The sequence below is a fragment of the Sphingomonas sp. Ag1 genome (assembly GCF_000980895.1).
Classification (GTDB): Bacteria; Pseudomonadota; Alphaproteobacteria; order Sphingomonadales; family Sphingomonadaceae; genus Sphingomonas; species Sphingomonas panaciterrae.
Map to the genome: position 1 here is coordinate 82294 of NZ_LAZX01000089.1, position 22368 is coordinate 104661.

General features: G+C 67.3%; 21 protein-coding genes and 1 tRNA gene. 13 read left to right on the forward strand and 9 right to left on the reverse strand.

The window, feature by feature from the left end:
- Positions 1–17 precede the first annotated feature (17 nt).
- Positions 18–1286, reverse strand: a complete 1269-nt coding sequence (locus XM50_RS08580) for a serine hydrolase domain-containing protein (RefSeq protein ID WP_052742509.1) — start codon at positions 1284–1286, stop codon at positions 18–20.
- 105 nt (positions 1287–1391) lie between these two features.
- Positions 1392–2768: an ABC1 kinase family protein gene (locus XM50_RS08585; protein WP_046408895.1), complete on the reverse strand. Its 1377-nt coding sequence runs from the start codon at positions 2766–2768 to the stop codon at positions 1392–1394.
- Between the two features lie 112 nt (positions 2769–2880).
- On the opposite strand from XM50_RS08585, the gene XM50_RS08590 reads away from it, so the two are divergent.
- Positions 2881–3429, forward strand: coding sequence for an NADPH-dependent FMN reductase (locus tag XM50_RS08590; protein WP_046408896.1), 549 nt, complete (start codon positions 2881–2883; stop codon positions 3427–3429).
- Between the two features lie 66 nt (positions 3430–3495).
- Here XM50_RS08590 and gyrB read toward each other — a convergent pair whose 3' ends face one another.
- From gyrB to XM50_RS08610, 4 genes are all read right to left on the reverse strand, one after another.
- The gene (gene gyrB / locus XM50_RS08595) at positions 3496–6003 is read right to left on the reverse strand and encodes a DNA topoisomerase (ATP-hydrolyzing) subunit B (protein WP_046408971.1); all 2508 of its coding nucleotides are present in this window, start codon (positions 6001–6003) and stop codon (positions 3496–3498) included.
- A 51-nt stretch (positions 6004–6054) separates the two neighbouring features.
- Positions 6055–7317, reverse strand: coding sequence for an MFS transporter (locus XM50_RS08600; protein WP_046408897.1), 1263 nt, complete (start codon positions 7315–7317; stop codon positions 6055–6057).
- 70 nt (positions 7318–7387) lie between these two features.
- Positions 7388–8431 (reverse strand): DNA replication/repair protein RecF, encoded by a 1044-nt coding sequence (gene recF / locus XM50_RS08605; protein WP_046408898.1) that lies wholly within the window; start codon positions 8429–8431, stop codon positions 7388–7390.
- A gap of 64 nt (positions 8432–8495) precedes the next feature.
- Positions 8496–8732, reverse strand: coding sequence for a hypothetical protein (locus XM50_RS08610; protein WP_156167211.1), 237 nt, complete (start codon positions 8730–8732; stop codon positions 8496–8498).
- Positions 8733–9006: 274 nt separating this feature from the next.
- Between XM50_RS08610 and XM50_RS08615 the strand changes: the two genes are divergently transcribed.
- Together XM50_RS08615 and XM50_RS08620 are read left to right on the forward strand one after the other, a co-directional pair.
- Positions 9007–9219 (forward strand): cold-shock protein, encoded by a 213-nt coding sequence (locus XM50_RS08615; RefSeq protein WP_046408900.1) that lies wholly within the window; start codon positions 9007–9009, stop codon positions 9217–9219.
- 50 nt (positions 9220–9269) lie between these two features.
- The gene (locus XM50_RS08620) at positions 9270–9473 is read left to right on the forward strand and encodes a hypothetical protein (protein ID WP_046408901.1); all 204 of its coding nucleotides are present in this window, start codon (positions 9270–9272) and stop codon (positions 9471–9473) included.
- Positions 9474–9632: 159 nt separating this feature from the next.
- Here XM50_RS08620 and XM50_RS08625 read toward each other — a convergent pair whose 3' ends face one another.
- Positions 9633–10430 carry a Coq4 family protein gene (locus tag XM50_RS08625; RefSeq protein ID WP_046408902.1) on the reverse strand — a complete coding sequence of 266 codons (798 nt, stop codon included), beginning with the start codon at positions 10428–10430 and terminating at the stop codon, positions 9633–9635.
- A 152-nt stretch (positions 10431–10582) separates the two neighbouring features.
- Between XM50_RS08625 and XM50_RS08630 the strand changes: the two genes are divergently transcribed.
- From XM50_RS08630 to bla, 3 genes are all read left to right on the forward strand, one after another.
- Positions 10583–11275: an HAD family hydrolase gene (locus XM50_RS08630; protein WP_046408972.1), complete on the forward strand. Its 693-nt coding sequence runs from the start codon at positions 10583–10585 to the stop codon at positions 11273–11275.
- A gap of 113 nt (positions 11276–11388) precedes the next feature.
- Positions 11389–11748: a hypothetical protein gene (locus tag XM50_RS08635; protein ID WP_136451846.1), complete on the forward strand. Its 360-nt coding sequence runs from the start codon at positions 11389–11391 to the stop codon at positions 11746–11748.
- A 123-nt stretch (positions 11749–11871) separates the two neighbouring features.
- Entirely contained in the window at positions 11872–12786 is a 915-nt protein-coding gene (gene bla / locus XM50_RS08640) for a subclass B3 metallo-beta-lactamase (RefSeq protein ID WP_052742510.1), read from the forward strand.
- A gap of 16 nt (positions 12787–12802) precedes the next feature.
- Here the strand turns inward: bla and XM50_RS08645 are convergent, their stop codons facing one another.
- Positions 12803–14224, reverse strand: a complete 1422-nt coding sequence (locus XM50_RS08645; protein ID WP_046408904.1) for a sigma-54-dependent transcriptional regulator — start codon at positions 14222–14224, stop codon at positions 12803–12805.
- 125 nt (positions 14225–14349) lie between these two features.
- On the opposite strand from XM50_RS08645, the gene XM50_RS19650 reads away from it, so the two are divergent.
- From XM50_RS19650 to XM50_RS08675, 7 genes are all read left to right on the forward strand, one after another.
- Complete coding sequence (locus tag XM50_RS19650; protein WP_082102894.1) at positions 14350–14487, forward strand: aa3-type cytochrome c oxidase subunit IV; 138 nt, start codon at positions 14350–14352, stop codon at positions 14485–14487.
- A gap of 3 nt (positions 14488–14490) precedes the next feature.
- Positions 14491–15627 (forward strand): NAD(P) transhydrogenase subunit alpha, encoded by a 1137-nt coding sequence (locus XM50_RS08650; protein ID WP_046408905.1) that lies wholly within the window; start codon positions 14491–14493, stop codon positions 15625–15627.
- A gap of 148 nt (positions 15628–15775) precedes the next feature.
- The gene (locus XM50_RS08655) at positions 15776–16075 is read left to right on the forward strand and encodes an NAD(P) transhydrogenase subunit alpha (RefSeq protein ID WP_046408906.1); all 300 of its coding nucleotides are present in this window, start codon (positions 15776–15778) and stop codon (positions 16073–16075) included.
- A 190-nt stretch (positions 16076–16265) separates the two neighbouring features.
- Entirely contained in the window at positions 16266–17708 is a 1443-nt protein-coding gene (locus XM50_RS08660; RefSeq protein WP_432431008.1) for an NAD(P)(+) transhydrogenase (Re/Si-specific) subunit beta, read from the forward strand.
- Between the two features lie 121 nt (positions 17709–17829).
- Entirely contained in the window at positions 17830–18804 is a 975-nt protein-coding gene (locus XM50_RS08665) for a winged helix DNA-binding protein (protein ID WP_156167212.1), read from the forward strand.
- Positions 18805–18898: 94 nt separating this feature from the next.
- Positions 18899–18974, forward strand: a tRNA-Val gene (locus tag XM50_RS08670).
- A 1260-nt stretch (positions 18975–20234) separates the two neighbouring features.
- The gene (locus tag XM50_RS08675) at positions 20235–21203 is read left to right on the forward strand and encodes a radical SAM protein (RefSeq protein ID WP_046408908.1); all 969 of its coding nucleotides are present in this window, start codon (positions 20235–20237) and stop codon (positions 21201–21203) included.
- 6 nt (positions 21204–21209) lie between these two features.
- Here the strand turns inward: XM50_RS08675 and XM50_RS08680 are convergent, their stop codons facing one another.
- Complete coding sequence (locus XM50_RS08680; RefSeq protein WP_046408909.1) at positions 21210–22319, reverse strand: phospholipase D-like domain-containing protein; 1110 nt, start codon at positions 22317–22319, stop codon at positions 21210–21212.
- Between the last annotated feature and the right edge of the window lie 49 nt (positions 22320–22368).

A 22368-nucleotide genomic window follows, 5' to 3' on the forward strand; every position in this document is an offset into this window, starting at 1 on the left:
CTCCCAATCTCGGACCATCAGCCCTCGTTCTGGAAGCGGTCGCTAGCGGGATCACGGTTTTGCCGCGGCGGTAGGGGCAGCGCCTCGCACAGGCGGTCGGTGGCCAGGGCGATGCGGGATTCGGCGGTGGTGCGGTTGGAGGGGGTGTTTTCGACCGCGCGCGTTTCGGTGTTGAAGGCGAGCAGGCTGGCGGCGCGGCGGGCGGGGCAGAGGCTGAGATAGGCGCGAAAGCCGTTCTGGTCGCCATTGTGGCCGATGAAGGTGAGGCCGCCGGGGGCCTGGTCGATGAAGAAGGACAGGCCGGCCTTCGTCGCGGGTGCCATTCGGCCTTGCGAATAATCCTCGCCGGCGGCGATCTGCGGCGCCCACATTTCCTCCAGCGAGGATCGCTTGAGCACCAGATCGTGCCGCGCTGCGGCGGCGGGGTCGCCGAGGAGGAAGGTGGCGTATTTTGCCATGTCGGGCATCGGCGCGTTCAGGCCGCCGTTGGAGACGGTGACGCCGGTGTCGGCGTCGAACGGCGCCTCCACCCGCTTGCCATCGCGGATCAGATAGCTGTGCGAGCGGTGCGGCAGGAGGTGCGGCGGGGTGCGATCGAAATAGCTGTCGTACATGCCGAGCGGGCGCAGGATGTTCTTGTCGACATAAACCTCCCAATCCTCGCCCGAGAGGCGTTCGATCACCTGGCCGAGATAGACGATGCCGGGGTTGGAATAGCTGAAGCGGCTGCCGGGGCGGAACTGGACCTGGGTGTAGGGGAGCATGGCGACAAGCTGCGACCAGCGCGCCGGCTCGAACGGTTGCCACGCGGCCTCGCGCCACGGCCAGGTGGGGCCACCATAGCCGGCGGAATGGCTCATCAGGTGGCGAAGCGTGATCGCATCGTTGCTGCCGTGCGGATTATGGACGGCGGCAAGCTCCGGCACGTAGCGGGTGATCGGATCGTCGAGCGTGAGCAGGCCGCGGTCGCGCAATTGCATGATCGCGATGCCGGTCATCGTCTTGGTGATCGACGCCCAGTGGAAGATCGTGCGCGCATCGACCGGGGTACGCGTGGCGGCGTCCTGATAGCCGATATGGTCGGCGACGGCGGTGCGCCCGTCGCGCAGGAAATAGAAGCTGCTGCCGACGATCCCCGCCTCCGCCACGACGCGGCGGTGCGTGTCCCGGAACTCGCCGAGTGCGCGGTCGAACGATGCCGGCGCGGCGGCAGCGGGGAGCGGCATCAGTGCGGCGCTAAGCAGGGCGGGCGGGATGAGGGCGGCGGGGATGAATCGGGCGGGCACGCGGAGGCTTCCTGAAGGCAGGGACGTGGGATCGCCAGAACGGCGGCCCGCAGAGTGGAGCGCGCGTCCTGCTTTGTCGAGGGAGTCGCCCGGCGGGCCGGATCGTCAGGGCGGCGGGGGCGCGTCGGTTGCCTCCGCGGCGAGGGTGCGCACGTCGACGCGCGCCTTCAGCCGGGCGGCGAGGAGGGCGGTGCCGCTGACCTTGCGCTGGACGAACAAGGTCTCCACGTCGGGGACGTGCCAGGTGGCGCGATCCTCGATCATCGCCTTGGCTTCCTCGCGGATCACGGGGACGAAGGCGCGGTCGCCGAAGTCGAAGGGGCCGGGGCGGTGGATGGTGGCGTCGACCGCCGCGATCATCCGGTCGACTGCCGGGCGGTGCGCCGCCGCTGCGCGGGCGCCGATGAAGCCGGTCTCGATCGCGACATCGCGCATCGCGTCGCGATCACGTGCGAGGCCGGCGTGGATGAGGCGGGTATAGGCCTCTGCGGTGGCGGCGGGCACGGCGCGGGTGGCCCCGAAATCGAGCAGCACCAGCCGGCCGGTGTCGGGTTGCCAGCGGTAATTGGCGAAATTGGGGTCGGTCTGCATCACCCGGAATTCGAACAATTCGCGCAGCACGAGGCTGACCAGCGCATCCATCGCGGCATCGCGCGCGGGCTGGTCGGCGCCCTCCAGCGTCTCGATCGGGCGGCCGTCGATGAACTCCATCGCGAGCACGCGGCGAGTGGTGAGCGCGGGTTCGAGGCCGGGGACGACGTAGCGATCGTCGCCGGCCAGACGATCGCGATAGGCGCGCATCTGTTCGCCCTCGCGCAGGTAATCCGCCTCCTCGCGCAGCTGGCGCTTCGCCTCGGTGAGGAGCGGGGCGATATCGAGCGTCGAGGGGAGGAGGTTCGAGACGCGCAGCAGCGTCGCGACATTGTCGACATCGGCGTCGATGCTGTTCGCGACACCGGGATATTGGACCTTGATCGCGAGGCGCCGGCCGTCGGGCAGGGTGGCGCGGTGGACCTGGCCGATCGAGGCGGCGGCGATCGGCGTTGCCTCGAACCGGGCGAAGCGGCGGCGCCAGTCGGCGCCCCATTCGGCCTTCAGCACCTTGTTGAGCTGTTGCGGGGGCATGCGATAGGCCTGGTTGCGCAGCCGGGCGAGGATGGTGGCGAGTTCGGGCGGCAGCATGTCGCCGGCGTCCATCGAGATCATCTGGCCAAGCTTCATCGCCGCGCCGCGCAGGTGCGACAGGCGATCGGCGACGCGGGTGGCGTTGGCCGGGGTCAGCACCAGATCGCCAAGGCGCGGCCGCTCTCCGGCGGCGAGGCGGCGTGCGCCCTCCGCCAGCATCCCGCCCGCGACGCCGCCGGCAAGCCGCCCGTAGGTGCCGAGCCGGGCGATGCGGCCCGACGGGATCGCGCGGCCGGGGGTGGCAGGATCGGGGGCGTGGGGATCGGGAAGGAACGGATCGGAAGGATCGTCGGTCATCCCGCTACGACTGGCGGGGGCGGCAATCGTTCCGCTGGGGCGGGGCTGGATAGGGGAACCGTAGCCGTGGCCGCGCCTTTCATGTCGGGGTGGCGGCCAACAGGAGTATGTCATGGCTTTGCGCATCGCCTCGATCGTCGGCAGCCTGCGGCGCGATTCGCTCAACCGGCGACTGCACGACGCGCTGCTTCGCCTGGCACCGGCCGACCTTTCCTTTCACGACGTGCCCATCGGCCACCTGCCACTCTACAACCAGGACGAGGAGGCAGACCCGGCCGAGCCGGTACGGCGGCTGAAGCGCCCGATTGCGGAGGCCGACGGCGTGCTGTTCGTCACGCCCGAATATAATCGATTGATCCCCGGGGTTCTGAAGAACGCGCTCGACCATGGATCGCGCCCGCCGGGGGAGAGCGTGTGGGCGGGGCGGCCGGCCGGCATCATCGGGGTGTCGCAGGGCAAGATCGGCACGGCGCTGGCGCAGCAGCACCTGCGCAACATCCTGGCCTATCTCGATATGCCGACGCTGGGGCAGCCGGAGGCGTTCATCCAGTGGAGCGACGCGATGCTGGATGCGGACGGCACGATCGCCGCTGGCAGTCGTGCGTTCCTGCAAGGCTGGATGGACCGCTTTGCCGGCTGGGTGCGGCGGCACGCGGGCTGAGCGACGCGGCGTGCGCGGGGAAGGGGCACCGGCCGCGCCGGCGCCCCCTTCGTTCGCGATGTGCGATCAGACGTCGAGGTTGGCGACGCTGAGCGCGTTCTCCTGGATGAACTCGCGGCGCGGCTCGACCACGTCGCCCATCAGGCGGGTGAAGATCTCGTCCGCGACGTCGGCCTGGTCGATCGCGACCTTCAGCATCGAGCGGTTGTTGGGATCGAGCGTCGTTTCCCACAATTGCTCGGCGTTCATTTCGCCAAGACCCTTGTAGCGCTGGATCGCAAGGCCCTTGCGCCCGGCGGCGAGGATCGCCTCCAACAGCTGCGACGGGCGGGCGACGAGCGTTTCGCCCTTGCCGATCACCAGCGCCTCATCCGCCTCGCCCTCATCGACGATCGCGCCGTCGAGCGTCGCATCGGGCGCCGGTTCCTCGGTGCGGTCGCCGGCCTTGAGCGAGACGAGCTTGCGCGCGCTGTCGTAGAGGTCGGCATGTTCGGCAGCGAGGCCGTGCAGCTTGCGCGCCTCCGCCGACGCGACGAACGCGGCCTCGACGATGTGGTGATCGGTCACGCCGCGCCAGAAGCGCTGGAAGTGGAAGCCGCCCTCCGGCGTCATCTGTGCCGTCCAGCGGGCCTCGGGGTCGCCCTGGTCGAGCCGGCGGGTCACCTGCGCGAGGCGGGTGGCGCGTTCATCCGGCGCGATCTGCGGATCGAGCGCGCCGCCGAGCGCCAGCGTCTCGATGATCACCGGATCGTAGCGGCGCGGCACGTAGCGCATCAGCGTGCGCATGCGGCGCGCGTGATCGACGAGGTTGAACAGCGGCGCACCGGTGCCGACGCCATCGAGCGTCGTCGCCTGCGTCCCGTTGCGGACGAGGTAATCGTCGAGCGCCGCCTCGTCCTTGAGGTACTCGACGGCCTTGCCGCGCGTCGCCTTATAAAGCGGCGGCTGGGCGATATAGAGGTGCCCCGCGCTGATCAGATCGGGCATCTGGCGATAGAAGAACGTCAGCAGCAGCGTGCGGATGTGCGCGCCGTCAACGTCTGCGTCGGTCATGATGACGATCTTGTGGTAGCGCAGCTTCTCGAGGTTGAACTCGTCGCGGCCGATGCCGGTGCCCATCGCCTGGATCAGCGAGATGATCTCCTTCGACGAGAGCATGCGATCCTCGCGCACGCGCTCGACGTTGAGGATCTTGCCGCGGATCGGCAGGATCGCCTGGAACTCGCTGTTGCGGCCCGACTTGGCAGAGCCGCCGGCCGAATCGCCCTCCACGATGAACAGTTCGGACTTGGCCGGATCCTTCTCGCGGCAATCGTGCAGCTTGCCGGGGAGGCCGCCCATCGATCCCATCACCGTCTTGCGGCTGGCGTCGCGTGCCTTGCGCGCCGCCTCGCGCGCGGCGGCGGCGTCGATCACCTTCTGGATGATCTGGCGCGCGTTCTGGGGGTTTTCCTCCAGCCAGTCGGCCATCTTGTCGGCGAGCAGGCTTTCGAGCGGCTGGCGCACCTCGGAGCTGACCAGCTTGTCCTTGGTCTGCGAGGAGAATTTCGGGTCCGGCAGCTTGACCGAGACGATTGCGGTCAGCCCCTCACGCATGTCGTCGCCGGTGAGCGAGACCTTCTCCTTCTTCAGCATCCCCGACTTGTCGGCATAGGCATTGAGCGTACGCGTCAGTGCCGAGCGGAAGGCGGCGAGGTGGGTGCCGCCGTCACGCTGCGGGATGTTGTTGGTGAAGCACAGGACGTTTTCGTAGTAGGAATCATTCCACTGCAGCGCGACGTCGATACCGATATCGTCACGCTGGCCGGAAATGGCGATCGGCTCCTGGAACAGCGCGGCCTTGGTGCGATCCAGCCACTTCACGAACGCGGCGATGCCGCCCTCGTAATAGAGCTCGACCGTCTTGGGCTCCTCGTGACGTGCGTCGGTGAGGAACAGGCGGACGCCCGAGTTGAGGAAGGCGAGCTCGCGATAGCGGTGCTCCAGCTTCTCGAAGTCGAACTCGGTGATCTTGAAGGTGGCGGGCGAGGGGAGGAAGGTGACGCGGGTGCCCTTCTTCCCCTCAGGCGCCTTGCCGACGACCTTCAGCGGAGCGACGGCGTCGCCATGGGTGAAGCGCATGTAATGCTCCTCACCGTCGCGCCAGATGGTGAGATCGAGATATTCGGACAGCGCGTTGACGACCGAGACGCCGACGCCGTGGAGGCCGCCGGAGACCTTGTAGGCATTGTCGTTCGAGGTATTTTCGAACTTACCGCCGGCGTGCAGCTGGGTCATGATGACCTCGGCGGCCGAGACGCCTTCCTCCGGGTGGATGCCCGTCGGGATGCCGCGGCCGTTGTCGGTGACGCTGACCGAGCCGTCGGGGTTCAGCGTGATGTCGATCCGGTCGCAATGGCCGGCCAGCGCCTCGTCGATCGCATTGTCCGAAACCTCGAACACCATGTGGTGGAGGCCCGATCCGTCGTCGGTATCGCCGATGTACATGCCCGGCCGCTTGCGCACCGCGTCCAGGCCCTTCAGCACCTTGATCGAGGAGGCGCCGTAGTCGTTCGAATTCTGCTGATCTGCCATGCCAATCATATAGGCATGGCGGCGCTGCAACGAAAGCGAAATGGCGCGCGTTCAGGCCGGTTGCGCGTGCGCCTGGACGTGCGGGAGCGGCCGTTCGCGCAGGGTGAGGAACAAAACCGCCGCCAGCGCCAGCGCGATCGCCGCCATGGCGAGCGCGGCGCCATAGCTGCCGGTGGCATCGTACAGCCGCCCGAAGGCAGTGATGCCGGTGGCGGTGCCGAACAGACCGATCATCACAAGCAGGCCGTAAAGCTCCCCAAAGGCGCGCAGGCCGAACAGGCGGGTGGCGAGATAGGGCAGCAGATCATGCTCCGCGCCGTTCATCAGCCCGGCGAGGAACACCAGCGTCAGCATCAGCGGCAGGCCAGGCGCGGGGAGTTGCAGTCCGACAAAGGCGAGCGCCGACACGGTGGCGAAGGCGGCGGCGGTCGCTTGCGGCCGGTAGCGGTCGACCAGCGCGCCCATGACGAGCCGGCCGACGACCTGGCTGGCGGCGAAGGCAGTGACGAGCAAGGCGGCGGCGGCGGGCGTCAGGCCGCGATCGGTGCCGAGCGGGACGAGCGAGGTGACGAGGCCGACGCTGGCGATGTTGATCAGCGCCGCAGTGGCGCCGAGCCGCCAGTAGCGGGTGTCGCGCCGGGTTTCCGCGCCGGTCATGCCCTCGACCGGCAGCGCTGCGGCGGGATCATCGGGATCGGGGCGGGTGGGGGCAGTCCGTTCGTGCCGCAGGAGGTAAAGGACGGCGGGAAGCGCGAGCAGCGCGACGATGAGGCCGAGTGCGACGAAGCCCGCGCGCCAGCCATAAGCGGCGATGATGATGCCGAGCACCGGGGCGAGCGCCAGCGACGAGATCGAAATGCCGGAGGTGGCGACGCCCAGCGCAATGCCGCGCCGCCCCTCGAACCGCTGGGCGATCAGCTTGCCATAGACGATCGCGCTGGTGCCCGGGACGGTGAGCGCGAGGCCGAACACCAGCACCTGATATTGCCACAGCGGCCCCGAGAGCGATGCCATTCCGGCATAGACGAGGCCAAGCAGCAGCATGGCGAGGATGATGATCGCCTTCACCCCGATGCGGTCGGCGAGGCGGCCGAGGAACGGGACGGTGAGGCCGCCGAGCAGCCCGAGGCCGGCGGCAGTGGCGATGTCGCCGCGCGTCCAGCCGAATTCGCCCACCGGGCCGGCGATGAACAGGCTGGACAGATTCTGGAACAGCCCCGGCCCGGTGCCGATGCCGATCATCGCCGCGACGACCACAGGCCAGCCGAGACGCCACTCGCCGGCGCGGGCCGGGCGGTGCGTGTTCCTCTCCATGACGGTGATGGTAGCGCGCGGGGCGGGCGCGTCCAGCGATTATGGCGGGGTCGGGCGTGGGGTCGCGCGCCTAACCGAGCGCGATGCGGGTCGCATCCTCGCCGATCGCGGCGAACAGCGCAGGCTCGGTACCGGTCATCCAGACCTGCGCATGGCCGCTGAGCCGGTCGAACAGCGCGGCGCGGCGGGCGGGGTCGAGATGCGCGGCGACCTCATCGAGCAGCAGGATCGGGGGCTGGCCGCGGCGCTCACCCACGAGCGCGGCATGGGCGAGGACGATCGACAGAAGCAATGCCTTCTGCTCGCCCGTGGAGGCCTGAGCGGCGGCGATCTGCTTGTCGCGATGGGTGACGTGGAGATCGGCACGGTGCGGCCCGACGAGGGTGCGACCGGCGGCGGCATCGCGCGCGCGGCCGGCGGCAAGCGCGGCGAGCAGCGCGTCGAGGTCGCCGCTCCACCCCTCCAGGGCCAATGTGGCGCGGGGGAAGTCGGTATCTGAGGTGCCGGCAAGTTGGGCGGAAACCGCGCTTACCGCCTCCCGCCGGGCGGCGTCGATCGCCGCGCCATGCTGCGCCATTTGCGCCTCCAGCGCTGAGAGCCACTCGCGGTCGGGAAAGGGCTCCGCCAGCAGCTTGTTGCGGGCGCGCATCGCGGCGTCGTAGCGGGTCGATTCGGTGGCGTGACCGGGCACCAGCGCGAGCGTCAGCCGATCGAGGAAGCGGCGGCGCTCGCTCGCGGGTTCGACGAACAACCGGTCCATCGCGGGGGTGAGCCACAGCACCGACAGCCATTCCGCCAGCGCATTGCCAGGAGCGGCGGCGCCGTTGATGCGGATGACGCGGCGCTCGGGGGCGCTCGCCAGCGTGCCGGTGGCGATTTCCGTCGTGTCGTCCAGCGTGGCGGCGATGCCGAAGCCGCCTGGCCCGTCGCGGCGCGCGATATCGCCGAGGCTGGCGCGGCGCAGGCCGCGACCGGGCGCGAGCAGCGAGACCGCCTCCAGCACATTGGTCTTGCCCGCGCCATTGGGGCCGGTGAGCAGCACGAACCCCGCCCCGGGGGACAGCGCCAGCGCGGAATGGCTGCGCACGTCGGTCAGCACGAGCCGGCGGATCATCGCCGCCGCTCTACTGTGGCTTGGGAAAAGGCGAAAGCGCCGTGTTGTGCGCGCCGGCGCGCGCCTAGTGGCGGAGGCGCGGGCGATCGCGGCGCAGGAGCGTCGCACTCGCCAGTGCAACGATGGCGTCGCCCGACTGGAGAGCGGCGATGCGGCGAGCATAGCCGGCGGCGAGGCCGCGATGCGCATGGCGCGCCTCGAATGTCGGCGCGGACGTGGCGCGCACGATCGATAGCTGATGGCGGAAATACAGTTCGTTGAGGTCCATCATCGTGCCTTCAGAAGGGGTAAGCGAAAGCACGTCGGTCTCTCAGCCGATGACGCCTACAGATCAGAACTGCCACCGATGAAATCTACATGGGGAACGGGGTAATTTCCGCAACGGTCGCGCCAAAATATATCGGCCTGGGCCGGGGCTGGCTATTTTCAGGAATATTGTCTATATCGGCGGGGCTACAGTCGCAAATCGAACGGTCTTTGGCGCTTTGCGGCACCTTCTTCCTTCTTTCCCTGCTGCCGCGGCACCGGACGATCCGCTCTTTGGATCGGCCAGCCAAAAATGAAGGAATAAGCACATGGCTCAGATCGGCACCGTAAAGTTTTTCAACATGGACAAGGGCTTCGGCTTCATCGCGCCGGACAATGGCGGCGCGGACGCGTTCGTGCACATCTCCGCCGTCGAGCGCGCGGGCTTCGCCACGCTGCAGCAGAACCAGCGCGTCAGCTATGAGATGGAGACCGATCGTCGTGGCCGTTCGAGCGCCGTGGCGCTTGAAGCCGCGGAGTAAGGACATGCGGGTCGGCCGATCGCCGGCCCGTTTTTTTCAGGAGCGATACCATGGCCGATGATGCCGTCACCTATCGCGCTCGCGCGGCCGCCGAAACGGCCAATGCGAACGCCGCAACGCTCGACAATGTGCGCGAGCGATGTGAGCGGGCAGCGCGGGCGTGGGGCGTCATGGCCGACCGCGCCGAACGGGTGAGCACCCAGCGGATGGAGCGCGAGGCGGCCACCGCCGCCCAGCGGACCGCCGAGGGCTGACCCACCAACAGCGATCAGCGCCCGGCTGAGAACAGCCGGGCGCTGGCGCTTTTTTCCTTTCTTGATGACGCTGCCTTCAAAGGCGCTGCCTTTAAAAGGCGTCGCGTTTGATGCAGTCGCGGACCGCCGCTGCCGGCGGCCCTGCGTCCATGCTGCGGGTCAGGCGGCGAGCGGCATGTCCTTCTGCTGTGCCTCTTCGCGGCGCTGGCTGAGATAGGATGCCATTTCCTCACCCAGTTCCGCCTGCGCGCGGCGATAGAGCACTGGCTCGGTCAGGCCGAGGCGCTTGCGCGCGGCGCCGAGCGGCTCGTGCATCAGCTTCAGATAATCCTCGCCGGCGAGCCATTTCGCAGCCTTGCCACGCTGATATCCCTCGAGCACGGCGCGGGCGAACAGCGTGCCCTTGGTAATGCGCAGGCTCTTGAGCGCGGCGGCCGAGCCGATGAAGGCCCAGCCTGCACCGCCGACCTGGGCGTAGCTGAACGCGACCAGTGCCGCCTCGCCCAGGCTTTCGTCGGCCTTGTAGCCGGTCAGCACGTGCCAGATGTCATGGATGTCGCGGGTGCGGCGACCAAACCAGGCGTAGGGATGGTTGATCTCGACATTGTCATTGCCTTCGCGGCTGACCGCGACGAGGCCGTCGGCCGAATAGCCGGTGCTGTCGAGGAAATCGCGATAGGCGGCGCCGACAGTGCCGGGCGCGAAGCTGTCGACCCAGGCACGATCGGAAAAGCGCTCCGACAGTTCGGCCTGTTCGCGGGCGATGCGGCCACCCTCTTCGGTGCCGAGCAGCTTGGCATAGCCCCATTCGGTACTGCCGACGTTCAACGCGCGCATGATGCGGAACACCTGCACCGTGTCGTCGCCGTTGTTGAGCAGCTTCTTGATTGCGTCGAAGGCTGTGTTCCAGTCACGCCGGCCGGTGCTGCCGGGGAAGGGAGGTAGCTTAGCGGCCATGTGTTCGGCTCCTTACTGACAGGCATGTCAATAAATCATCGCACGAGGGGCGTCAATTGTTCCCGGCGACGGCTCACACAATTCGTTACGCGACGGTTCCAAAGATGAACCCGGCTGGCGACGCGGCCGGCGCCGCTGTTAAAGGGGCCGCCATGCCGATCGACCTCATATGCCTCGATGCCGACGATACCCTGTGGCACAACATGCGCTTCTTCGCCGCGGCGGAGGACGCCTTTGTGGCGATGCTGGCACCCTTTGCCGAGGCGGGGATCGCACGCGACCGGCTGGCGGCGGTCGAGGTGCGCAATCTGCCGCTGTACGGCTATGGCGCCAAGAGCTTCACCCTGTCGATGATCGAGACGGCGCTGGAATTCGGCGCGGACGCGCGGGCGATCGGCGACGTGCTGGAGGCAGGGCGCGCGCTGCTGGCGCATCCGGTCGAGCTGTTGGATGACATCGAGGACACGCTGGCTGCCCTCGCGGAGCGCGCGCGGCTCGTCCTCGTCACCAAGGGCGACCTTCTGCACCAGGAAATGAAGCTGGCCGCATCGGGACTGGGCGAGATGTTCCACGGCATCGAGATCGTCAGCGACAAGAAGGAGGAAACCTTTGCGCGGCTGTTCGAACGCTACGGCGTGCCGCCCGACCATGCACTGATGGCGGGCGATTCGATGCGTTCGGACGTCCTGCCGGCGCTCGCCGCGGGGGCATGGGCCGCATATGTGCCGCAGGCGGGCGCCTGGTCGCATGAGGTGGCGCCGCCGCCAACCGACGCGGCGCGATTTCGCGAGCTGGCGAACCTGGCGGAGCTGCCCGACTGGGTGCGGGCGATCGAGGAAGGATAGCGGCGGCCGGCGCCCGAAATCGTCGCCAAGCTGTTGACCCTGCAGCAAAACTGGAACAGCTTCGGCCGACAGACGTCTGATACGGGGCGAGACATCGTAGCAGGAGAGGTCGGATGAAGGTTGTCCTAGCCGCAGCATTGCTGGTCGTTGGTGGAAGCGCGAGTGCGCAGAGCACGTTCTCCGTGCCAGGCACCGCGCCAGGCTCCCCGACGCCGCTCGGCACCTTCGGCGGCCTGAATGATCCGGCGTTCAGTTCCACCGTGCTGATCCCGACTGCCACAACGCCGGTCATGTATCGCGAGCGTCTGGAACGCGCGCAGATGGTGGACGAGATGTTCCCGGAACTGGGCGCCAAGCTGTCGAAGAAGAAGATCGCCGGTTTCGATCAACTGCGGCGTAACAAGGAATATCAGCGAGCCGAACGCAAAGCGCGCTGGGCGCGGATCGAGGCGAGCGGCGACGCGAACCAGTAAGTCTGCGTATCGCCGCCCGCGCGTCACTGGCCGCGGGCGGCGCAGCGCTCATCGCATCCCTCCCGTCTCCTCTTGTCGCCGCGCTGGCGTGCGGCGACAAGGCGGGGAAAGGGAGATCATTACATGGTGTGCCGAACCGGCATTGTTGTTGCCGCGCTGCTGATTGGCGGCAGCGCCGCTGGGCCCGTCGTGGCGACCGGACCGGGTACAGGTGCCGGGCAGCAAGCGAGCGATCCGCTGACCCGGCCGCTGGCCGTTGAGCGCGAATCGACGTGGCTGGCACCGCGCGCGCCGGAGAAGATCTTCGGTACCACCTATCTGGTCGGGTTCGGCGGGCTGAGCGTCGCATTGATCGATACGGGCGCGGGGCTGATCCTGGTCGACGGCGCGCTGCCGCAGGCGGCGCCGCGAATCCTCGACAATGTTCGCAAGCTCGGGTTCAAGCCCCGCGACATCAAATACATCCTGAGCACCGAGCCGCATTTCGACCATGCCGGCGGGCTTGCCGCGCTGGTGCGCGATACCGGCGCGACGGTGGTGGCGAGCGATCGCGCCGCCGAGGGGCTGCGCACGGGGCGGCTGGGCAAGGACGATCCGCAACTCGCCTATGACCACAGCTTTCCGCCCGTGGCCAAGGTGCGCACGCTGGCGGACGGCGAGCGGCTGACGCTGGGCAAGGTGACGGTGACGGGGCATCGCACCGCGGGGCATACGACCGGGAGCATGAGCTGGAGCTGGCCTGCGTGCGAGGGCGCGACATGCCGGACGATCGTGTTTGCCTCGAGCCTCAACCCGGTGTCGGCCGAGGGGTATCGTTACAGTGCGCCGACGAGTGCGGGGATTCGTGATGCCTTTGCGCAGACCTATGCCACGATGAAGGCGATGCCGTGCGACATCCTGATCACCGCCCATGCCGACCAGGGCGGGGCGACAGGGCGCTATCTGACCGAGCCGGGCGCCTGCCGCGCGCTGGCTGAGGCGTCGGAGCGCGCACTGGCGGCACGGCTGCGCAAGGAGGCGGCGGGGACCGCCGAATAGGGGCGACCGACGCCAATCAGGCGGCGTTGTCGATGCCCAGCTCGCCCAGCTTGCGGTAGAGCGTCGAGCGACCGATGCCGAGGCGACGGGCGACCTCCGTCATTCGGCCGCGATAATGGCCGATGGCGAGGCGGATGACGTCTGCCTCGATCTCCTCCAGCATGCGCAGATTGCCGTCCGGGCGGAACAGCTCCACGCCGCCTGAGGTCGCCATCTGCTGCGGCTGGGGCGTGCGGACGCGGCGGGTGTTGAGCGTCGCGATCTGCGGGAAATCGGTGCGGGTCAGCGCATCGCCCTCACACAGCACTGCGGCGCGGAACAGGGCGTTCTGAAGCTGGCGCACGTTGCCGGGCCAGTCATAGTCCATCAGGAGCGCGAGCGCGTCGTCGGTGATGCCCAGCTGACGCAGGCCGGGCTGAAGTGCGATGCGGGCGAGCAGGTGGCGGGCGAGCGCGGGGATATCCTGCGCGCGTTCGCGCAGCGGCGGGATGGTGACCGGCACGATGTTGAGGCGGAAGTACAGGTCCTCGCGGAAATTGCCGGCCTCCACCTCATCCACCAGCCGCTTGCTGGTGGCGACGATGACGCGCACGTCCACCTCGCGCGGGTGGCGGCCGCCGAGCGGGTGAACCAGTCCGGTCTGGATCGTGTCGAGGAGGCGTGCCTGCGTTTCCAGCGGCATTTCGCCGATATCGTCGATGAACAGGGTACCGCCATCGGCCTCCACGAACTTTCCGATCTTGCGATCGAAGGCGCCGGCGAAGGCACCGGTCTCGTGGCCGAACAATTCACTGTCGAGCTGATTGGCGGGCAAAGCGCTGCAATTCACCGACAGCATCGGCTTCTTCGCGCGCGGGCTGGCGGCGTGCACCGCCTCTGCCACCACTTCCTTGCCGACGCCGCTTTCGCCCTCGATCAGGACGGCGACACGGGCGCGGGCCGCCTTGGCCGCCACCGCCAGCGCGGCGCGGAATTGCGGCGCGGAGCCGACGATCTCGTCGAAGCCAAGCATCGCCGGAATCTTTTCGGTCAGCGGGCGAAGCTCTCCTGCCGCCGTATCCGCCACCGCGGCGTCGAGCGCCTGGAGCAGTCGTTCGGGCGCGAGCGGCTTTACGAGGAAGTCGGTCGCCCCGGCGCGCATCGCGTTCACCGCATGGGCGACCGAGCCATTGGCGGTCACCACCAGCACCGGCAGCGCGGGCCGGCGGGCGCGCAGTTCCGCGATCAACGCGGAGGCATCGGCATCCTCCCCCCAATGATCGAACAGGATGGCGTCGAGCTGCATCCCCTCCTGCGTGCCGAGCATGGCGATCGCCGTTTCGGCATCGCTGGCGAACAAGGTGCGCCATCCACCGCGCGAGGCGAGCGCCGCCACCAGCCGGCGCTGCGCGGGCTCGTCATCGATCAGCATCAGCATGCGCTGGCCGTTTCGCGTCATGATTCGTCCCGTTTCATCCAGTGCCCCACTTTATGGCATGCAAGTAAAAGCTCGCTTAAGCAGGCTTGAGGCGAAGGCGCCGACCGGACTAAGACGAACTTCAAAGCAGTGGAAAGAGGATTACAATGGCCCAGCACAGCGCAAATCACCATGGCGACATGAAGGCGCATGAAGCAACCTATGGCAGAGTCATGGGCATGTTGAAGTGGGGAACGATCGTCTGCGTGGCGCTGGTTGCGTTCGTCGTCTGGCTGATCGCCTGAGCCATGAAGATCGCTGTCCTCAAGGAGGGGGCGGACGGCGAACGGCGAGTGGCGGCGACACCGGAAACGGTGAAGAAGTTCATTCAGCTAGGCGCTGATCTGGCCGTGGAGGCTGGCGCAGGCGCCAGCGCCTCGATCGCCGACCAGGCGTACCGCGATGCGGGCGCCACGGTCGCCGACCGGGCAGGGGTGGTCGACGGGGCGGACATCATCCTGGGCGTCCAAGGCCCCGATCCGGCCTCGATCGCCAATGCCAAGCGGGGCGCCTGGCTGGTTGCGGGGCTGAACCCGTTCGGCACGGGCGAGCAGGGCGGACGGGCACGGGTGGACGCCTATGCCGCCGCCGGGCTCGAGGCGCTGGCGATGGAGTTCATGCCGCGAATCACTCGCGCGCAGTCGATGGACATCCTGTCGTCGCAGTCGAATCTCTCGGGCTACAAGGCGGTGCTGGATGCCGCGGCGGAATATGACCGCGCCTTTCCCATGATGATGACCGCGGCGGGCACGGTATCGGCCGCCAAGGTATTCGTGATGGGTGTCGGCGTTGCCGGGCTCCAGGCGATTGCCACGGCGCGGCGGCTGGGGGCACAGGTCTCCGCCACCGACGTGCGCTCCGCGACCAAGGAGCAGATCCTCTCGCTCGGCGCCAAGCCGATCTTCGTCGAGAATGTGAAGGGGATCGAGGGCGAAGGCTCGGGCGGGTACGCGACCGAGATGAGCGAGGAATATCAGAAGGCGCAGGCCGAGCTGGTTTCCAGCCATATCGCCAAGCAGGATATCGTGATCACCACCGCGCTGATCCCGGGACGGCCCGCGCCGCGCCTGATCAGCGACGCGCAGATCGCGACCATGCGGCCGGGCAGCGTCATCGTCGACCTGGCGGTGGAGCAGGGCGGCAATGTCGAGGGCGCGGTCGCGGGCGAAATTGTCGAGCGGCATGGCGTCAAGATCGTCGGGCATCGCAACGTGCCCTCGCGGCTGGCGGCGGATGCCTCCGCGCTGTTTTCGCGCAACCTGTTCAACTTCCTGTCCGCCTTCTGGGACAAGGACCTCGGCCGGCCGGTGCTGGACGAGGAGATCGGGGACGCCGTGCGGCTGACCCGCGACGGCCAGATCGTCAGTCAGAGGCTGCTGTCGTGATCCTTCCTCCCCACATCGGGGAGGGGGCCGCGGCGCGGGGCGCCGTGGCAATGTTTCGGAACTGTCGGCGCCGGTCGCGGCGCATCTCCACCACCGGCGCGCCGCCGGGGGTCAGCCCTTCTGCGCGCGGAAGGATCAGGAGTAGATCATGTCTTTCATAGCGATCCTGTCGATCTTCGTGCTGGCGTGCTTCGTCGGCTATTTCGTGGTCTGGTCGGTCACGCCGGCGCTGCACACGCCGCTGATGGCGGTGACCAACGCGATTTCCTCCGTCATCATCGTCGGCGCGCTGATCGCCGCCGCGGCGAGCGGATCGCCCACCGCCAAGTGGCTGGGGCTGCTGGGCGTGGTGCTGGCCAGCGTCAACATCTTCGGCGGCTTTGCCGTCACCCAGCGGATGCTGGCGATGTACAAGAAGAAGGAGCGGCCGGCGGCGGCCAAGCACTGACGACAACAAGCGGCTCCGATCTAACGAGACGGGGCCACGTCCAACAACGTCGCGCTCGGGCAGGGCGGTTCCGGCTTCGGCAGGAACGACGAACGCCGGGACGACGAACAGGGGGTAGAGGATAGTGGATCACGTCGCGGACAATCCCTGGGTGGCGCTTGCCTACCTGATATCGGGCGTGTGCTTCATCATGGCGCTGCGCGGCCTGTCGAGCCCGGAAAGCAGCCGTCGCGGTAATCGCTATGGCATGATCGGCATGGCCATCGCCGTCGTGACGACGCTGGTGACGCACGTGCCGACCATGCCGGTGCTCGCGGTGGGCGAAGTCGCCGGCTATGATTATGCGACGATCCTGCGGCGGGTCGACACGCTGTCGGTGATCGAGATCCTGCTGGCGATTGGCCTGGGTGCGGTGATCGGCGTGGTGACCGCGCGGCGGATCGCGATGACGGCGATGCCGCAGCTGGTCGCGGCGTTCCACAGCCTCGTCGGTCTTGCCGCGGTGCTGGTGGCGATCGCCGCCTTCCTCAACCCGGTCGCCTTCGGCATCGCCGACGTGGTGACGCCGCTGATCGGCGCGCCTTTCGCCGCGATCCACGGTGTCAGCCGGATCGAGATGATCCTGGGCGTCGCGATCGGCGCGATCACCTTTTCGGGCTCGGTCATCGCCTTCCTGAAGCTGAACGGCAACATGGGCGGCGCGCCGATCATGCTGCCGGCACGCCACGCGATCAACCTGGGCGTCGCCCTGATGATCCTGTGGTTCTCCTTCTCCTTCTGGCTAACGCAATCGCCGTTCGATTTCTGGATCGTGGTCGCCCTGTCGTTCGCGATCGGTTTCCTCCTGATCATCCCGATCGGCGGCGCCGACATGCCGGTCGTGGTATCGATGCTGAACAGCTATTCCGGCTGGGCCGCAGCGGCGATGGGATTCACGCTGCACAACACCGCGATGATCATCACCGGCGCGCTTGTCGGCAGCTCGGGCGCGATCCTGAGCTACATCATGTGCCGCGCGATGAACCGCAGCTTCATCAGCGTGATCGCCGGCGGCTTCGGCGCGGAAGCGTCGTCGGGCGGCGGCGGCGGGGCGCAGATCGACCGGCCGTGGAAGCGCGGCTCGGCCGAGGACGCGGCGTTCCTGATGAGCCAGGCCGAGCAGGTCATCATCGTCCCCGGCTACGGCATGGCGGTCGCGCAGGCGCAGCACGTGCTGCGCGAGATGGCGGACAAGCTGAAGGAGCAGGGCGTGCGGGTGAAATACGCAATCCACCCAGTTGCCGGCCGCATGCCCGGGCATATGAACGTCCTGCTCGCCGAGGCCAACGTGCCGTATGACGAGGTGTTCGAGCTGGAGGATATCAATTCCGAGTTCGCGCAGACCGACGTTGCGTTCGTCATTGGCGCAAATGACGTGACCAATCCCGCGGCAAAGACCGACAAGACCTCACCAATCTACGGCATGCCGGTGCTGGATGTGGAAAAGGCGAAGACGGTATTGTTCGTGAAGCGATCGATGGGCGGGGTCGGCTATGCCGGCGTCGACAATGAAGTATTCTATCGCGACAACACGATGATGCTGCTGGCCGACGCCAAGAAGATGGTCGAGGAGATCGTCAAGGCGCTGGACTAACCTGATCCGGTCCGGATTGGATGCAAAACCGACCATCAATTGTCATCCATTTCGGATGATGGATTGTCGAATGGCGTAAAACATTACAGGAATGTCGGAAATCGCCGTTCGGAGTCAGAAGATGCATTTGATCCATCGTGATTATCACGCCGGGGGGGAGTCGTCGGGCTTTGACGCCCTGATCATCGGTGGCGATCGGCACCCTGGCGGGGATAAGGGCTGGGGTGAGGATGAGGGCGGGGGCGAGGACGCAGCTGCCGCGCTGGAGATGTGTGGCGGCCGGGTGGTCGGTAGCGGCACGCTGAGCGATGCGCCCGCCCGCCTCGCGACACTGGCGACGCGGCCGCTGATCCTGCTCGATCTGCGGCAGGTCGAGGATGAGGCGATCAGTGCCGGCCTGTCCCGGCTGGACGGCATGGCGGCCGGGCGCGACCTGGCGATGGTCGCCGCCATCACCCCGGCGCAGATCGATGTGGTGGCCGCTGGCCTCGTCCTGTCGCGTCACCAGATCCTGTGCGATCCGCAGCCGGCGGACTGGATCGCCGCCATGGCCGGCGCTCAGGGCGCAGACCGGCTGGTCCTGCATGATCGGATCAACGAGGGCGAGGCGGCGCGGCTGGCGAAGCTGAACGCGGAAGTAGCGCGGATCGCCGACGTGCTGGCGAAACTGTCCAAGCATGACGAGCCGATGCGCACGGCGATCGTGGCTGAACCCAGCTTTGACTATGCAGCCGAGCAGCGGACCGATTCGATCACCGCGGCCGATATCCGCCAGATCGTTCGCTCGCGCCGGCTGCGCGATCGCTATGTCGGGCCCGGGCTGTTCGAGGATCCCGCCTGGGACATGATGCTGGACCTGTATGCCGCGCACCTGGAGCGCGCGCATGTTTCGGTGTCCAGCCTGTGCATCGCGGCGGCGGTGGCGCCGACGACGGCGTTGCGCTGGATCTCCCGCCTGACCGAGGCGGGATTGTTCGAACGCCGCCCGGACCCGTTCGATCGACGCCGTGCCTTCATGTCGCTGACCGAAAGCGGTCTGGACGCGATGCGCCGCTATGTCGCGATGGCGCGCACTCTGGGGCTGCCGATCATCTGACGCGCCCCCGGGCCGGCGCGCGGAGGTGGCGTTGGCGTCTCAAGGAGCCTTGTGCGATCGGCGCGGGACGCTAAAGGAGCATCCTCCCGCAAGGGGGCGCTTAGCTCAGCTGGTAGAGCGGCTCGTTTACACCGAGTAGGTCGGCGGTTCGAACCCGTCAGCGCCCACCACCTGCAAAGCCGCAGTATTCCTATGTGGTGATCGGCGCGGACTCTCACCGCTCGATCTTTAGCAGACAGCTTGGGAAATGTGCCGCGCGCAGTTTTGTTGTGCTCTTTCCCGGATATCGAGATGGTGACGGATTCTCCCACGGTGCGAGGATCCGAGCACTGCACAATGGGACTAGTGCGCCAAAGCCTTCCTCGCTTCCTTCGGTCCATGCGCTGCACAGGGTGACGGATCGTTTGTGAATTTGGATCTTGGCTGATCGACGTCAGACTCCAGTCGGCGCGCTTCGATGTGCTTGCAAGCAAGCGGACGGCTTTGGTCCGGCGGCGTCACGACGGATGGTATCGCGACGCGTGAGGATAGCGGTACCTGGCCTGCACTCAGGAGCAGGCCAACGCTGTCGCACGTGGCGGAAAGCCGTTGGCCAACCCAGCGTTACAACGGTCGAAATGCGTTCCCGGATCGCGCGTCGGGCGACGGGAAGATCACGGGTATAAATTGATTGCCCCACCCCGGATTACGGACGGACAAAATGGGCGGGGTGGAGCGCGGCTTAGAACACACAGCCGTCAGCTTTGTTCCCGTGTTCGTCCCGAGGCAATGTCGCCGACGTGCGGAAGCGACATGCTGCCCCGCCGGCTGCCAAAGGGTGCTCCGCAGAAGCCGTGAGGCAGGTCAGTTGGTCTGGCATGAAGAAAGCGATGAATGGGAAGGGATAACGTTCGGGATCGCCGGCGCGCCCTTCGTTGAAACGGATGCTGCGAAAACGTCGGGAGCAAAGCCGCGCCGGGAACCGTGCTTTGGTCGACCTCATGCGCTCCGCGGCTTTCAGTTGTTGCCGCGGTTCTCGGAGCTTTTGCGCAGATATGCTCGTGTCACGAGTGAATGCGCTGGCGCTCCTGCGGACAGCGCTTGGCCTAGCTGCGACGATCCTCTGCGCAAACGCCCGAGGCAGCTTAGCATGGATCTGCACTGCAAAAGGCTGCCTCGCCTTTGATCCGGATCAGTATCTTTGATGGGACGGCACAATTCGCCACCTGCCGCGATTGTGGCTGATCTTGTTGTGGAGACCGCACGCTCCCTATCCGCCCGAGTAAATCAATCGTTTCGGGGAGGTGGCCTTTCCTCTCTTGCACATGCCGGGCACAGTCACGATTCTATTACGGTGCACAGGCGCGAACACGATAACCGACGGAGAGCGCCGGAGGCGATAGGGGGAGTGATGAGCGACCAGCATTGCGTTGGCAGCGGCAGGCCCGTGCATGGCTAGGGCGCAGTTTAGCGACATGGCGCGCTATGTGGCGACCGCGCTGCTGGAGCCGCACCGTCCCTTGCTCGCGCATCTCGTCGTCACGCGATACTGCAATCTCGACTGCACCTATTGCAACGAATTCGACAAGGTATCGAAGCCGATCGCGGCGGAGGTGCTGCTGGCGCGGGTGGACCGGCTCGCGGCGCTGGGCACACGCGTGCTGACGCTGACTGGGGGCGAACCGCTGACTAATCCGGCGCACGAGGCGGTCATTGCGCATGCCCGGTCGCGCGGCATGATCGTCACCACCATCACCAACGGCTTCCTGATGACGCGTGAGCGGATCGAGGCGATGAACGCTGCGGGTCTCAATGCGCTGCAGATCTCGATCGATGGGGTGGAGCCGGACGAGGTGTCGAAGAAGACGCTGAAGTCGCTGCGCGGGAAGCTGCAGCTATTGGCGGACCATGCCGAGTTCGCGGTGAACATCAATTCGGTGCTGGGGATCAGCGAGGAGCGCACGCAGGATGCGATCGAGGTGGCGGAGGTCGCGCGCGGGCACGGCTTTTCCCACACCGTCGGCGTCATGCATGATGACAGCGGATCGCTGGCGCCGCTGTCGCCGACGCAGCGCGCGGTGTACGCGCGGCTGATGCACGAGGGCGGGATCCCGCACCGGTTCAATTACTGGACGTTCCAGCGCAATTTGATGGACGGGCGGCCGAACCGCTGGCGCTGCCGCGCGGGCGGGCGGTATCTGTACATCTGCGAGGACGGGCTGGTGCATTATTGCTCGCAGCGGCGCGGTGCCCCGGCGATCCCGCTGGAGATCTATTCGCGGGACGACGTCGCGCGGGAATATGCGACGGTGAAGGCATGCGCGCCGTTCTGCACGGTGAGCTGCGTTCATCAGGCGAGCTTTGCCGACAATTGGCGCGCGCAGCCGCGGCAGGACGGGCCGGCGCAGCTGGTCGCCTGAGCCGGTTCAGCGCCAGTCGGTGACGGTGCGGCGCGCGCGGGCCAGTGGGGCGATCGCGGCGGCGGCAATGCGCAGGCCGGCGGTGGCGGCCATGCCGCGCAGACGGGACGGTCGCGAAGGCGCGGCGTCGATGCTCGCGGCGCGCACAGGATCGAGGACGCGCGCGCAAAAATCAGCCACCAGCGTCGCATCGCCGACGAGCGCGAGATATTCCTCATTCGCGACATGACTGGCGAAATCGAAGTTGGTCGATCCGGTCACCAGCGTTTTGCCATCGATCAGCATTGCTTTCAGGTGGCTCATGCCCGGCGTCAGGCGGATGGTGAGGTTGGACACGGGCGGCCTGGCGAGCAGTGCGTCGCGCACGATCGGCTTGTTGCTGTCGCGCGGGGTGAGGATTTCGACCGCGACACCGCGGCGGGCGGTTGCCTCCAGCCAGTCGAGAAACGGAAAGCTGGGATAGGGGCTGATCACGACAATGTCGCGCTGCGCTGCGCCGATCGCGTCGGCGAGCGGGGCATAGCCCTGATCGTTCGTTCGCCCGTCGAGCGCGACGAGGGTGAGGCCGGGCGCGTCGCGGCGCGCATGGTGCGGCGTTCCGGCCCAGGTCGCTTCGAAATCCTGCGCGAGGAAGGCGGCTGCCTCTGCGTCGTCAATCCGCACCATCATGTCGTGCCAGGCGAAATTGTGGTCGCTGAAGTTCAGCCCGCCGAGATAGGCGACGTCGTCGGTGATCAGCAGCTTCTTGTGGTTGCGCACGCCATAACGCAGCGGGTTGCGGCCGATCGGATTGGTCCGCCGCACGGCGATGCCGTGGCGCCCGGCATCGCGGAACATCTCGCGTGTCGCGCGCACCTCCTGGCGGAAGGCGGCATTGGACAGGCGTTGCGGGGACAGCACGAAACGGTCGTTCACCACCATGCGCGAATAGCTGTCGACCAGGATGCGGCGATTCGTGGCGGTGCTGGCGGCAAGGGCATCGAAGACGCTGGTGCCGGCGGCGTCCGCCTCGAACGTCATCGCCTGGACCAGCACGCGATCGCGCGCCGCCGCGATGTCGTCCGCCGCAGCGGTCCAGAATTCGGCCGCGCCGACGAGCAGCTGATGCTTGACCAACCCCGGACCACCCCCCAACAAAGCGCGACGGTTCCGGCATTTTTTCCGG